Origin of the sequence: Lysinibacillus sp. FN11, from assembly GCF_024628845.1 — a bacterium.
GTDB classification, from domain to species: Bacteria; Bacillota; Bacilli; order Bacillales_A; family Planococcaceae; genus Lysinibacillus; species Lysinibacillus capsici.
The window spans coordinates 2217125-2231151 of record NZ_CP102383.1 but is presented as its reverse complement, the minus strand read 5'-3'; the positions used below and the strand labels follow the sequence as shown (position 1 = coordinate 2231151).

14 protein-coding genes and 1 pseudogene are annotated in these 14027 nt (G+C 37.3%); 9 read left to right on the top strand and 6 right to left on the bottom strand.

Annotation, left to right across the window (positions count from 1 at the left end; translation table 11 throughout):
- Nucleotides 1–12 precede the first annotated feature (12 nt).
- From NP781_RS12075 to NP781_RS12055, 5 genes and pseudogenes are all read right to left on the bottom strand, one after another.
- Nucleotides 13–747 carry a hypothetical protein gene (locus tag NP781_RS12075; protein ID WP_257522395.1) on the bottom strand — a complete coding sequence of 245 codons (735 nt, stop codon included), beginning with the start codon at nucleotides 745–747 and terminating at the stop codon, nucleotides 13–15.
- A gap of 204 nt (nucleotides 748–951) precedes the next feature.
- On the bottom strand, nucleotides 952–1428 hold the full coding sequence (locus tag NP781_RS12070; protein WP_257522394.1) for a GNAT family N-acetyltransferase: 477 nt from the start codon (nucleotides 1426–1428) through the stop codon (nucleotides 952–954).
- An 87-nt stretch (nucleotides 1429–1515) separates the two neighbouring features.
- Nucleotides 1516–1800: a hypothetical protein gene (locus tag NP781_RS12065; RefSeq protein ID WP_221680354.1), complete on the bottom strand. Its 285-nt coding sequence runs from the start codon at nucleotides 1798–1800 to the stop codon at nucleotides 1516–1518.
- 364 nt (nucleotides 1801–2164) lie between these two features.
- The gene (locus tag NP781_RS12060; RefSeq protein ID WP_081011033.1) at nucleotides 2165–2290 is read right to left on the bottom strand and encodes a YjcZ family sporulation protein; all 126 of its coding nucleotides are present in this window, start codon (nucleotides 2288–2290) and stop codon (nucleotides 2165–2167) included.
- A gap of 275 nt (nucleotides 2291–2565) precedes the next feature.
- A pseudogene (locus NP781_RS12055) lies at nucleotides 2566–2789 on the bottom strand (hypothetical protein).
- Nucleotides 2790–2992: 203 nt separating this feature from the next.
- Here NP781_RS12055 and NP781_RS12050 point away from each other — a divergent pair.
- The gene (locus NP781_RS12050; protein WP_257522393.1) at nucleotides 2993–3973 is read left to right on the top strand and encodes a DUF2268 domain-containing putative Zn-dependent protease; all 981 of its coding nucleotides are present in this window, start codon (nucleotides 2993–2995) and stop codon (nucleotides 3971–3973) included.
- A gap of 675 nt (nucleotides 3974–4648) precedes the next feature.
- Here NP781_RS12050 and NP781_RS12045 read toward each other — a convergent pair.
- Complete coding sequence (locus tag NP781_RS12045; RefSeq protein WP_257522392.1) at nucleotides 4649–6205, bottom strand: S-layer homology domain-containing protein; 1557 nt, start codon at nucleotides 6203–6205, stop codon at nucleotides 4649–4651.
- 373 nt (nucleotides 6206–6578) lie between these two features.
- Here NP781_RS12045 and NP781_RS12040 point away from each other — a divergent pair, with 373 nt between their 5' ends.
- The 8 genes from NP781_RS12040 (at nucleotide 6579) to NP781_RS12005 (ending at nucleotide 13996) form a co-directional block, all read left to right on the top strand.
- Nucleotides 6579–7301: an SDR family NAD(P)-dependent oxidoreductase gene (locus tag NP781_RS12040; RefSeq protein ID WP_257522391.1), complete on the top strand. Its 723-nt coding sequence runs from the start codon at nucleotides 6579–6581 to the stop codon at nucleotides 7299–7301.
- A 335-nt stretch (nucleotides 7302–7636) separates the two neighbouring features.
- Entirely contained in the window at nucleotides 7637–8185 is a 549-nt protein-coding gene (locus NP781_RS12035; protein WP_221680359.1) for a hypothetical protein, read from the top strand.
- Nucleotides 8186–8565: 380 nt separating this feature from the next.
- On the top strand, nucleotides 8566–9627 hold the full coding sequence (locus NP781_RS12030) for a suppressor of fused domain protein (RefSeq protein WP_221680360.1): 1062 nt from the start codon (nucleotides 8566–8568) through the stop codon (nucleotides 9625–9627).
- A gap of 65 nt (nucleotides 9628–9692) precedes the next feature.
- The gene (locus NP781_RS12025; RefSeq protein ID WP_257522390.1) at nucleotides 9693–11354 is read left to right on the top strand and encodes a DUF6138 family protein; all 1662 of its coding nucleotides are present in this window, start codon (nucleotides 9693–9695) and stop codon (nucleotides 11352–11354) included.
- Nucleotides 11355–11368: 14 nt separating this feature from the next.
- A complete protein-coding gene (locus tag NP781_RS12020; RefSeq protein WP_257522389.1) occupies nucleotides 11369–12064 on the top strand; it encodes a DUF4274 domain-containing protein in 696 nt (231 codons plus the stop codon).
- Between the two features lie 17 nt (nucleotides 12065–12081).
- Nucleotides 12082–12882: a hypothetical protein gene (locus NP781_RS12015; RefSeq protein WP_257522388.1), complete on the top strand. Its 801-nt coding sequence runs from the start codon at nucleotides 12082–12084 to the stop codon at nucleotides 12880–12882.
- A 160-nt stretch (nucleotides 12883–13042) separates the two neighbouring features.
- Nucleotides 13043–13510, top strand: coding sequence for a DUF4259 domain-containing protein (locus NP781_RS12010; RefSeq protein ID WP_257522387.1), 468 nt, complete (start codon nucleotides 13043–13045; stop codon nucleotides 13508–13510).
- A 21-nt stretch (nucleotides 13511–13531) separates the two neighbouring features.
- The gene (locus NP781_RS12005; protein ID WP_257522386.1) at nucleotides 13532–13996 is read left to right on the top strand and encodes a hypothetical protein; all 465 of its coding nucleotides are present in this window, start codon (nucleotides 13532–13534) and stop codon (nucleotides 13994–13996) included.
- Nucleotides 13997–14027 lie beyond the last annotated feature (31 nt).

Below are 14027 nucleotides of genomic sequence, written 5' to 3'. Positions count from 1 at the left end.
CTTTTGGCGGCTTTATTTCTCGATAGGTTTCACATCAATTTGCTCAACAAGAAATTCATTGTTAGTACGATTAAATTGATAGGTAATACGAACATCGGCTACATAAATAGGTGAGATGCCAATCGATCCAGGGATGTTTAACATTATTTTTTGATTTTCTACTGTATAAATGACCACACCACCGAAAGCAAGTTGCGCTTGATTGATATCTGGTGCTGGATCAAAGTCATAATCAAATGTAGATTCTTTTCCCTGTGCTTTCATAGTAATCGCTAATGTGCCATCATTATTTTTAGTAATCGTTGATTCAATAGTATGTGCAACGATGTCTTCATAATGTTGGACATTCATCTCCGATAAATCCTTTCCATTTACAACATGGATCTCATAGTGATTGAGGCCTGTCCCTCGTCCAGTTTGGATAATCATAACAGCCTCTTCCTTATGATCATTCGTCAGATCTGTATAGAATAACTGAGGTTTAGTTCCTGTCTCAGGAATTGTCCAGTCAAAATTTTTTCGCTTACCATCAATATCTAAAGTTACCTCTGTAATTTCATTTTGTGCTTCATTCTGTGCAAATAATTTCACCTTCTCATCATCGGAAACGGCAATCAATGGAGCCTGTATATCCAGCTGTGATGAGACCTGTTCAGCAGGGGGGATTACTGTCTCGTTTGGAGCAGTAACACTACATCCAGCTAGTAGAGAAATTCCTAATAACCATAGCCACATCTCTTTTTTCAATGTCTAGAGCCACCTTTTCTATAGCTTATTGACTTTATTATACTGTACAAAAATGACCCATAGCAGTTGAATTCGTGAAGGAAAAGCTTATATGCCAGGGAGTGGAGGTGTAACAATGAAATTCTTAGAGATAGTAGGGGAAAATAGAATTCCGTTGTTTGTAAGGCGTCTCTCATTTTGAAAAGCAAATGAGTGACAATTTCTTTACAGCGGCAAATTCATAACGATCTGCTCACCAATAGGTCCCAATCTTCTTTCTCCATGATCCACAAAGCCTACTTTGATATATAAATTCTGTGCAGCTATATTTTTATGATTGACGACTAACACTACTTCATTACATTCTTTAAATTCCTGCTTCACAAAATCCGCAAGTGCAAACATAGCCTTTTTAGCATAGCCCCTACCTTGCTGCTGATGGTCGATGGACAGGGCAGTTAGTAACATTGCCTGAGGATTACTAGAATATTGTTGGACTCTGTCCGTTGCATGAAGAACAAAAAAGCCGACAGGTACGCCACCACTTAAAATCACAATTGGATACTGTCCGACCTTCTCGATTGAAATCTCTTGAGGAAGTGCTGTAAATTGGTGTTGTTCTTCAGGTAATTCAAAACGATTTAACTGCTCTACATAGCTTTCAGAGAAATGTACTAACTCAATATTCGTTGTTTCTTGCATAAAAAAGCCTCCTTTTCTAATAGTTTAACCATAGAACAAACGTTCGTCAAGGAGGCTTGTATTAAAATAATGTGGGGGTAGGTCATTTTAACTTAAAAGGGTACCAAAAAGTAAAATAAAAGAAATACTAATCATCACAATAAGTGTAATGACCATTGTTAAAATTCCTCGAAGCAAGGTCGTTAAATTTTTAACATTTTTCATACCGACCAGGCTTAGGTAGAAACAGACAATAGACAAGAGTAGTGTCAACAGTAGTGGATGGAAATGAAGATATGTGTCAAAGAAGTCTTTCATTGAACCTGATAGAAAAAATAATAGAATACAGCCCAAAGATAAGATAAATGACCAGAGATTTAAATTAATTCCCATTGTTTTCCTCCTTCCTATAAAAACGAATTTGTTGTAGGAATGTTCCGATGATTCCGCTTGATAGGGAAAAGGAGAAACTAAATGTGTAGTTGCTACAACAGGGTCACTCGGACGAAAGTGACCCCAAGTATCAAAAGGAGTGTAAAGTAAAGTTGAAAGAACCTTACACTACTATTATTATGTGAAGCTAGCGGTTTAAGATAGTTATCTATCTAAATTACTAGCTTTTAATTGTGAGTAAAAATAAATGAGCTAGAAAAAAACGAAAAGGAAGGAGATTAGACAGAATAGCTGTGGTAGCGATTCATTGTAAAAAGGCTTTAGCTTCTGTAATGGAACAGAGGCTAAAGCCTGAGACGATCAATTAACACATGAAGCTAGCACCAACGATAATAAGAAGGATGAATAGTACAACAATAAGCACGAATGTAGAGCTATTGCCGCTTCCATTGTCCCCGCCACAGTAACTATTGAAATTACAGTAACTCATGAAACACACCTCCTTTCTTTCTTCTAAAGTATGTATAAGACAAAAAGGGGGTAGCGAGCCAAGCTACAACTAGAGAAAAAATGAGTTGTCCCTTCATTCGGGAATAAAACGGTGAAAGCTTTACTTTATTATTATGATGGAATAGTAGCTTGAGCTAGTTGTTAGCCTGTATAGCACTAAAAATGTCAAATAGCATCAAGAATAATGAAACAAATTCTACTAATTGTTTTGATATTCAACACGATGTAAAAAAACATCCGTTCTAGGATGTTTTTTTAGTATAACGGCTGCTGCGTATGACAAGGGGGAAGCCGTTCACATCATGAATCATTTGAAGGTCGTACTGCTTTAAGGCAAATTGACTTTGATACAAATATTCAAGAACAAGAAGTTTTCCTCCTGATACGCCACAGAGGACACCAGAAGTTCCTTGACCATTTGTAAAAGAAACACCAACAGGCTGACCGATTAAATACGGAATTTTATGTTGCCAAGGCACAATAGCCACTCCTTTCATTATAATATATGAAAGAAGTGGCTAGAGGTTCTTACCTTCACAAAATCGTACACTCTGTTGTTGGAGATGCTAACTAAATACTGACAAATCGATCATTCTTTCATTACTATTTATATGGTAATATAATCTATAAATGGGGTTATAAAGAATTGCTAGTTATTAACGATCAATCGGGAGGAAAATGGATGAAATTTAAAAAGGGAATCACCTTTATTCTAGGCTTCTTACTACTCATGCTTACTGCCTGTACACCAACAGAAAAAAGTGAGAGCCAACTTCATGAGAAAAAGCAAATAACAGATGATGAAGAGATGGTGTTCTCATTTGAGCACCCTAAAACCAAACAAAACTACAAAATCATTCATGCCAATCAACTGTTTTATCCATATATGGAAAAGGTCAAAGAGAATCCGAATCTTTCAAGCTCGGAAACTCTGGAACTGTATAATAAGGAGGTTATTCAACCGATCTACAAGGATTGTTTTGAAAATGGGGAATATTATCATATGGCAGAAAACCTGCTTAATACGGTTCCTAGCAGGCTAACAGAAATACAAATGGTGAGTGAAAAAATGGAGACGCATAAAGCAGAAATCAATCAACTTATTCAAGAATCGCTATTGAAATCCGCAGACCTGTTACCCTCTCAAAGCGATGTAGCCGTTTGTGTATTCCCTTCCGCAACCAATAATAGAATACCCTTCGCAGTTGGAACGGGCAAAATAATCCTCCCGCTTTATCTAAATGTTTTGGATGATGGTATAAAGTCAACTGTTGCCCACGAATACCATCACAGCGTTTGGGCGGAAAAATATTTTAATAAAGATGTCGGAGCTTCGGTATTGGATAGTATCGTCTTTGAAGGAAAAGCGGTCATGTTTGAAAAAAATGTTTATCCTGACTACGGCTATACAGCAAAGAATGTAATTTACAACAAGGAATTATGGTCTAAAGTAGAACCTGATTTACATAAGTACGACAGTAATCGTACCTCAGACATCTTATATGGGGGAAAAGGGTTACCGAAAAATTATGGTTACAGTGAAGGCTATAAGATGGTTAAATCCTATCTTGACTTGCATCCTGATCAAACACCAGAGGATTGGACAGCCTTAAGTGCACAAGAAATTTTCGAACAAGGAAAATACTTGGAACACTATCAATAACTATTTTGAAGACACTTATTTGTGAGGGTTCAAAATTAAAGACAGAGCACTTTTACTGATTACAATATGAACTCGTAAAACATCAACGTAATAATGATAGGACTTTCTCAATCGAAAAACGACAAACAATAAGTCACGACGGTTTTAAATCGCAGTGGCTTATGTAATGAGGAGAACCTTCCCAAGAATAATGCAACGGCTTATTAATGAATTAAATCTTGGGGAAATTTCCAACTAAACAGAGTATGTAAAAAGGGATAGCATTGTACAAAAACATCTTGGGGGCGATGTTAAAGGTGCTATCCCGACATTAATGTATGTGAAAGAACTTAAGAACATTACCACTGTAAGTAAATTGAAAAGTAATTGAAATAAGGGTGTAAAGCTTTTATTATAGGTATCATCTGAGGCATCATGGATAAATAACAGGTGGTTTTTCCTTGTGTGCTATGGTTGAATTTATGTTTTCATTCTAATAGAAAATTTTTGGCACATAATTTAAGTCTTTCAATTAAACCATATTATGTCAATTGTTGGCGTAAGACCACCTTATTATAGCTACCCAATCTACGAGTCATATTATCCGATTTGGGACAATGAATAAACTGTAATCGAAGAAGCCATCTGGTGTTGAAAAAATAACAACACCAGATGGCTTCTTTATTTATAAGAATATTAATAATTTTTAATCTCTTCGAAAGTCCCGAACGTTGCATCCCGTAGATTAATTGTACCATATATATTTTTCTTCCCATCAATCACTAGCACCTTTGGATGCATGTATTGTCTTGGAATACTTGATTTTTGTCCGTCCGTTTTATGGAATGCTAAAATTTGTTGCAATGTCGCATCATCGGTATACGTAAATCCACTGAAATCATCATTATAGGTATGAAAAGGTACAGGTCGAATGATAGGTAAATAATAGAATGTACGATCTTTTAATACTTTTCCTTCAAATAAAACGTCTCCATCATTTGTTACTGTGTAACGCTTATCACCGATATGATTCATGGCATCTGTATCAAATACCATGACACCTTGATAGTCGAAATAATATCGGTAATGCACCGTCCTTGGTGTTCTTATAATTTCTTCATTATCAATAGATAATACATTTCCATTAATTGTATGCTCTATTATGCCAGAATCACTGTTTATGAAATACATAGATACACCTTGTTGATCGATATATCCTGCTTCTGATCCATATTCTCTTCCTGTATCTAATAATTTGTAATGCGCATCTGTAAAACTATGCATTAAGAAAAGATTCATATTAATATATCCATGTTGACCTGGAATGTATTTATTTACAATGGAGAAAGCATTTGATTGCATAAATTGATTTCTTAGCTGTAATCGTGATTCGTGAGGGCGACCAAAAAGGCTAGTCCCTTCAATTAGCACTTCTTCGTCGATGGCAAAGTTACCATCATAGCGAGCATAAATATGAAGAAGAGAATTAGAAAAGGATACTTGTAAATGGGATTTATTGACCGTTGTTACATTTGAAATTTTTTGAAATCCTAGCTCTTCAGCTGTTTTTTCAAAATGAATAACATGGTGATTGCGCTCAATTAATTTGATTGTTCTTGATAAAAAAGAAGCAAACTGCACACGTGTCACACTGTTTTTGGGATTGAAAGTATCTACATTGGAAATGCCTAAAGCATTAAGTGCCTCTATATAGGGTCTAGCTTCTTTATTTGCTTTCTGTATATCCACTACATGACTTTGCAAATCATAGGCGTAGTCAATCAATGAATATTTACGGGCTAATACCATAAGTCGGTTTAAAGTTAGTGCCATTTGTTCTCGTGTCATGTGATGATATGGATTTAGACGTCCATTTTCTCCCTTAAAGATGCCATTATCGTAAAGTAAAGTTGAATACTTTAGCAATTCACGATCCTTCACACGAAGGGGCATATCCATAAAACGATCCATTTCCTCCCAATTTTTATCAACCTTCGCTATGCCAGTCTGTTCGATATAGCGTCCCATCATGATGACAACTTGACCACGAGTAATTGTAGAGTTTGGGGAAAAAGTTGTCGGTGTTGTCCCCTTAATAATATTTCTTTTTATTAAATCCTGTACTTCTTGTTGCATTTGATTCGGCAGTTTTTTTATATCATCAAAGCCACTTGCAGAGACAGAAATGTGATTCATTAAAAAAACGAAACAGAATAAAACGAACATTATTGTATAAATAAGCTTTCTTTTCATCTTTCACCTGCTTTAACCAATATCCACAAAATGATAGCATGTTTAAACAGATAAATTCTATTGGTAATGAATAACAAATATAAAGTGACCTAGAGCTAACTAGATTTATAGATGCTACTGCAACTACTTTAGGTTCTCTTCACAATAATTATCATATGACAATCATAAAAGAGGCAGTGGCAAGTTCAAGTGATAAAAAGAGATTAATAGCATTAAATACGTTAAGATCAAATAAGGTGAAAGTTATTCATTCTTTTCATTATTAGCGATAATTTTGAAAGGCAGAAATTCCTTTCACGTAAGGATATATTGATCGGCATAGGGTAAAAGATATAGGTTTTCATTACATTTTGTCATGAGAAAGGGTGGTAATATGAGTAGGAATTTTATTATCTTTGGAGCTAGCCAAGGATTGGGAGATGCATTTGTTAAGGGTTTACCTGTCAAAGGAGATACAGTATGGATGGTAGCACGAACAAGACCTAATAGTTTAGAACTAAATGACGGAGTAAATCGTCACTGGCTATCCATTGATCTGTCTAGCCAACAACAAATTTCCACTTTAAAAGAAGTGTTACAAGGCATTCCTCTCGATGTATTAATTTATAATGTGGGTGTATGGGAAAAGCATGGTTTTGAAGATAATTATACATTTGATAAGGATGAAGTAGAGGATATTTCGAACTTAATCAATATCAATCTAACCTCTACTATTACATATATACAGGCACTTATACCCAACTTAAGACAAGCAGAGCATGGAAAGATTATTTTAATTGGCTCTACAGCAGGCTTAGACCACACAAACAATACACAAGTTTCATTTGTCACATCTAAATTCGGCGTAAGGGGTATTACAAATGCACTACGAGAACATTTAAGGAAAGATAAAATTGCTGTCACATGCATTAATCCTGGTGAACTGGCAGCAGAAGTACCCTATGAAGAAGGGGCAGAGAAAGCCATTCATTTATATGAAGGTACACGAATCCCCGTACAAGATATTGTATCTCTTGTGCAATGTGTAATTAATCTATCAGCAGTCTCCTGTGTAAAAGAAATTAATGTCCCAGCCATAACGGATTTAAATGCATGATTACTCAGTGAACGCTACTCAAAATTGAGTAGCGTCTTTTAATAAAAAGGACAAATAGATTCCGTGCCTTAGAAAAAATTTTTACGATCCCTTCACACATAACACTACAATTAAGCTCATATAAATAAAGGTAGTAAAAAAATCAACATCCTTTCATCGTCATAACCAATTCTAAAAATACTTTCAGCCTATTAAATCTTAAGAAAATCTTCAGGTTCTACTAGGAAATATTTAAGATTCGCTGTGTATAATTATAAAAAAAGGAAATTAACGAAACCATTTGAAGATTTAAAACGTATTGGTAGTAGGAGAGAGAATATTAAGTAGGTGAAGATATGGCACATACGATTTACATAGTATTAACCAAAACAGGGACGTTATTATCAAAAGCGATCGGCATGTATACGGGCAAGGAGATGAATCATGCATCCATAGCCTTTGATGAGGGGCTTTTTGAGATGTATAGCTTTGGTCGAAGGCAATTGAACAATCCGTTAAGTGGTGGCTTTTTACGAGAGGATGCAGAAAGAGGGCTATTTGAGTGTGCGGATTGTGTTATTTATCGCTGTCGTATATCCCATTATCAATATTTAGATATGATGAAAATTGTCCGTTATATGTATTGGAATCGAGATCGCTATAAATATAATTTTATCGGACTTTTTGGTGTGGTGATGCAAAAGGAAGTGAGACGTGAGCGTGCTTATTTTTGTTCCCAGTTTGTAGCGACGCTACTAAAGGTGGGAGGGCTAAAAATAGTTCAAAACCCAGCATTAATGACGCCTCATTGTCTGGCGCAATTACCATATTTAGAGAAAGTATTTGCAGGGAAACTGTCAGATTATTTACAAACGGTTCGTGAGCCAGCTATGCTATATGGTTAATGTATAGATGCACTACTTGACGTTTAAATAGTAAAATAGACACTCACGCGACAATCTTCTATTTTGCAAGAGGATTGTCTTTTTATCTTTCAACAGAAAACGCCCTTCTTTATCAGTGATGAGATGAATATACAAATTGTAGTTTTTTATTCAATGGGTTTCTCAATACTTGTCGAGCCAGCTCGAAAAAAACTGAACGCAATTACGCTAAGGCGCCATCAATATTAGTCATATTTACCCCATATAGAATGTCAATAAACCTAGTTACTGGAAAGTGGAAAATGAGTCCTATTCCTGTTAAAAGAGTCACCATAAAATTGCTATCATAAATAATAGATACGTACGTTCTACGAGTGAATATCAGCAAGGAGGATATGGAAATGAGTGATGAAATAGCAGCAGTTGGCTGGGATGCGATTGATCAGGCATTAGCACAGGTATATGGTGAGCAGGAGCCAAAGCATTATGGAACTTTAATTCCCTATTCACTAGGAGGACAAGATCCTTTAGATGGAATTAGTGTTTATAAAAGCGAAACATCCATCCCACATTGGCATTTTGTTACATATGGCTTTTCGGAACTATATGAAAAAGAATTTGAAAACAAGGACTATAGTGGATATGGATTTGAATTAACATTTCGTCTAGTACGTCAACTAGATGAGGAAGAGCCACCTGCTTGGGCATTGAATTTACTACAGAATATGGGCAGATATGTGTTTAATAGTGGAAATGTTTTTAGAGCGGGAGATTATTTGGATGCAAATGGTCCGATTTGCCTTGATGCTGACACGCAATTAACTGCACTAGCCTTTACACATGATCCAGAGCTTGCTGAAATCGATACACCAAATGGCAAGATGGAGTTTATCCAAATGGTTGGTATTTCAGAGGATGAGTTAGAAGCGATGCAGACGTGGAATACGCTTGGTGTACTACAGGCTGGCATGAAGCAAATACCAAGCTATACTACGGATTTAACAAGAACTTCTCTCTTACAAAACCCTGAAGTCGCCGAGGCAGTTGTGCGAGGAATGGAGGAAGATGGCTCTAATACGGGGTTTCTTTTCGTAGATCAACTCGCTTGGGAAGTAGAAAAAAAGAGCTGGTTTAACAAACAGTCTAATGTTGTTCAACTTGGGGCAAAGCAAGCAGCTGTCATTAGTAAATTATTACGTGGACGCATTCTGAAAGATAAAGATCTTACCTTAGTCGGTCAACAAATAACGATCATATTTAGAGCAGGCCCACAGGTAGGCTATTCTGAGAATGGTCAAGAAATTACGATTACATTGAACAAGACAGCAGTAGAAGAATTAAGTCAGAGGCTGATACCGCAAGAAAGTCAATTCACTATTTCTTCTTTAGCTGGCGTGAGCTTTCAAATTTTGAAGACACATATTAAAAATCAAGAAGGAGCGGTTGTGAAAACAATCGGATAAGATGAATCTCTCGCTAAGGCTTTAGCGGGAGATTTTTCTCTAACAATAGAAAGGGAAGATGTACAGTGAAGCAGTGTGTAGAGCATTTTCTAGCGGCTGTGTGGGAGCAACTCACGGCTGTTTATCAACAAGAGAGTAAACGAATAGCAGAGCTGAAAGAGCAAAGTAGGTTACAAGCAGGCATCCTTCAATATTTGAAAGTTGCCTGGAAAAAGGGGAAAAGTCCTAATGGCACAATCTTTATAGATGTTTATGAGCCATTTAGTTGGAGTGATAGTTCCTATAAGGTGGAAGCGGGTCCATACATACAAGAATTTACAGATGTCCAGCATATTGAAGAGCTTTTTAGCGCTTTATGTACTAAAACAGAGGAAGTATTTCAATCTGAGCAATACGGTCACCGATTTTTTGATTACCGCTTTGAGGTTGTGCTGGAATTTGAACATGATAAAACGGTGCTTCATTATCAAAAGGAGCTATTGAATAATCGTAAACTAGCGTCAACGAAACAAGTGCTGGCAAGCTTTATAGAAACAAAGGTGATGGCAGAGCTACCAGTCAGACCAAGTGACAATGATGAATTTTTCCTTGCGAAGCATTTGGTCAATCCACATTTTTTCCATCAAACAGCTGAGGAAGTTGAACCACTTATTCACCGGCTTCAAGAAAAGCATCGGGCGAATAAAGAACGTTTAGACAAATGGATATATTATTATACAATGGCCTTTAAGCAGTGGGCAGAGGAGCATTTTTTAACACACTATTTTGAACAAGCAGGCGATTATAGGAAAGAGTGGGTATTGAAAACAGAGGACTCGGTACAACAACTAGAGCAGGAAAAACTAGATTTCTTTCTTTATGTCGCGTTGAAGATTGGTCAAAAAGAGCCAGCCACACGATTAGAATACTTGGAACTTGCGAAGCAGCTTGGCTCGCTGCAGGCAGCTAATTATTTGGAAAAAGGAAGCGGGCGTTTTGAAAGTATTAGAAAGCGGGATGTATGCCAAGGACAGGCAAATGATATTTTACAAACGATTGATATACGAGTGATGATAGAAGAGGAAAACGCTTATCGTGAAGCCCTTTACTATATCATTCAACTGCTACAAGAAGGTTTTCCAAAGGGCTATAAGCTGACTTTAAAGAGTAAAACGAAAAATTATCTTCCTATTAAAAAGTTAGCTAAATCAAAGCTTCATCAGTTTTTCGCCAATTGCCTACAGTATTCAAATCTTTTCCCTTTATTAGCGGACTATGCCCAGCTCGCTATGGAGGAATTTGCTTGGTATCAGGATGTTGAGCCGAGCGAAAAATCAGCTATGCCCAGCACCTATGCGGTTTTTGGATTAGGGCTTTATAGTAAGGATTATTTTCCGCTTGTTCAACGATACATGTTACTCATTGATACAGAGCATCAATCCGTGCAAGATGCTTATGCGGAAGCCTTTCTTGAAGCTCATGGCTTATCAGTAGAGATGATGCCTGTGTTTGTAGCTATTTTACTTGGTGCAAGTGAATCAGCTAAGCCAATAAAGGACATTGACATCATGGATTTAGATTTACTCGTGGCACTCGGACAAGAGCTTGAACAGAAAGCAGATTATCAGCGTCCATTTGTTTTGTATCGAATATTCGGTAGTTCTAAGAAGTTAGCACAACGACTAAAGCAAGAATCAGCACCCATAAGGGAAGAGCTTGAGAAATTACTGCAATGGATGGATTCCTGAAGGGGGGTAGACGAATGGAATGGACGGAAGTGAGTAAATCCAAGGACTTAGAGGTCGTACGGGAGGCCATTAGTAAATTAGATGTTAATGAGCGAGATGCAAGAGGGAGAACACCATTGATGCTTTTTATAACAAATCGAATGCTACATGAAGGAATCAAGCTTCTTTTGGCACAGCATATAGACTTGGAGGCACGAGATAAGCTTGGTGATACAGCGCTTAAAAAAGCTGTAAAGTTTAAGCAGAAAGAAGTGATTTCTTTACTACTTGCAAAGTGTGTAAATTTATCTGAGCCAGAGGGGATTACCGCGACAGCTTGGTTTGCGGCAAGGGAGCATGCAAGAATAGCTGATTTATTGTTAGATACACCAGGTGCAATCCGTCTAACTTTGAATGCAGAAGAACAACAGCAAGTTGATGCCATTTTATACGAGGATTCTCTCAATACAATGTGCCAGCGCATAAGCAAGGTATCATCAGCTGTTGTTTTACATGGCATTGTCAATAGCTATAACTGGGATGATGGCCCCGAGCCTATGCTCACAGCATTAGCTAATCCAGTTTGTGCTCCTATTACCATGCTAGACATGTTTGAGCTAATGGAAGGGGAATATTGGCTAGCACTAACAGAGGAAGAGATAGCGAGTTCCGATTGGAAGCGACCATGGAAAGAGATGGCAATAATCTTACAAGAAAAATTAAAGTGCTAGCTAGCGAGGAGAGAGTAATGGACCAAAAAGCAAGGAAAATATTAATGCAAACCTATTGGCAATCTGGTCGATGGCGTTCAGGTGGTTATACCTATACAGAAGAAGATTTTCAATATGCTAAAAGTAAGGGCTTGATGTTTGATCGATTAACGATTTCCCATGATGAATGTGTACAAAGATTGCAGCAGCTTCATGAGAAATTTTTAACAAAGGAGCTTGTGGTAAAGGCATTTTTGCATAGCTTATCGACGCGCAAAGTACATTTACGCAGTGCCTTCTCGAGCTGGGCTCTTACGCATGATTTACCAATGCATACGTATGACGAACAACCTGTGGCATTGGTCTCCTATAGCGGCTGTGGCTACTGTAATGAGCGGAAAATCATGTCCAATGATACGTATGTCAATGAAGATTTAAATGTGCTTAATTTTGAACGCATCAAGTGGGGAGGGGTTCGCCTCAATTGGCTTGTTTATTGTTTACTAGACTTAGAATGCCTAGTGAAAGAACAAGAAGCATTGAATGTAAGTGAGGATGACGTAGCCATCTTAAAACAGATGGTAGCAGCAATAGAATCCTGTAACGACACAGATGCAGCTAGACAGCTTGAAAAGCGCTGGAAAGATGTTTTCAAGTCCAATCAACATGAACGAGATGTGGTCATGGAAATCTGGGGTTACGCGGGACTACTCGTATCAAAGGATGATTATCGCAAGGAGCGTGGACGTGGAACTGATTTTATGTCAATGGCTACTTGGAGAGGACAGGATGGCTATTCACAGGAAAAGATGAAGTTTTACTTTGGCTCCTACCTATAAAAAGGAGCAGTATTCGATCAAAAAACTGACCAAAGGATGCTGAGAATTATTGATATAGCGAAGGAATTTTAAGAGTGCATATCATAATGGACTGCTGCCATGGTCATGCACTAATAATGTGCCAATTTTATGTTTACTTAAAAAAGAGAGGTGCAGTGAGATGGGGGCTTGGGGATACAAAGCATTAGAAAGTGATGAAGGGTTAGATGTAGTGACATTTTTACAGGAGTTTATGGAACAGCATAAGGAATCCAATCAGCTAACATTATCGGGTATTGTAGAGGCAATGAAACAGCAAGGCTTTTTTGGTAAAACATTTGAGGATATTGATTTTTTCTATGATATAAGTGCCCTGGCTTTGGCAGAACTTTATAGTCAATATCTGCATACGGGAACCATTTATGGTCAAGAAAGTAAGGATAGGCAAATACAATGGATACTAGATGAAAGCTCTTTGACATTTATATTGCGGTATTTACAGGACATTAGAGATGAAGTACCTGATCAACATGGTAGTAGAGAGATTGTAGAATTATGGCAAGAGTCCAAGAGTTGGCCAGAATGGCAGTCCAACTTAGCCTATCTTATTCAGACGGTGGAACAAGCGATTAACCGTTTGCCACAATAAAAATAGTTGGAGTGATTGGAAATGACCTATGATTTTTGGATGATGGCTTCCATCATGGAGTTGGTTGAATATCCAGATGAGACAAGCGATGACTATATAGCACATCCAACTTTACAGACGATCATGGATGTGCTTGAAATACAAGTACCAATAGCAGAGATTTACGAACGTTATTTTGGTCAATCCATTCATACAGGACATGTTTTAGTATTTGCGAATAAGCAGCCACATGTCTGTGTGGTACTTGATACTTATCGAGATCCGCTCGATCAACTGGATTTAATTCAATTTGGCTGGAGAGTGAACACAAAAGATGTTCACCTAGTAAGACAGCTGACCAGAAAACTATTTGATAATTGTGAGGAGAGGATTCGTTATGAGGAAGGGCAATCCATTCTCTACCAGGTATTACAAGAACAACACTATCCTCGAAAACTTTACTATGAGACATTATATGAACAACAGCTGAAGAAATTTTGGGTATGATAGCATCAAAAAGGATTCGTAACACCTTCTA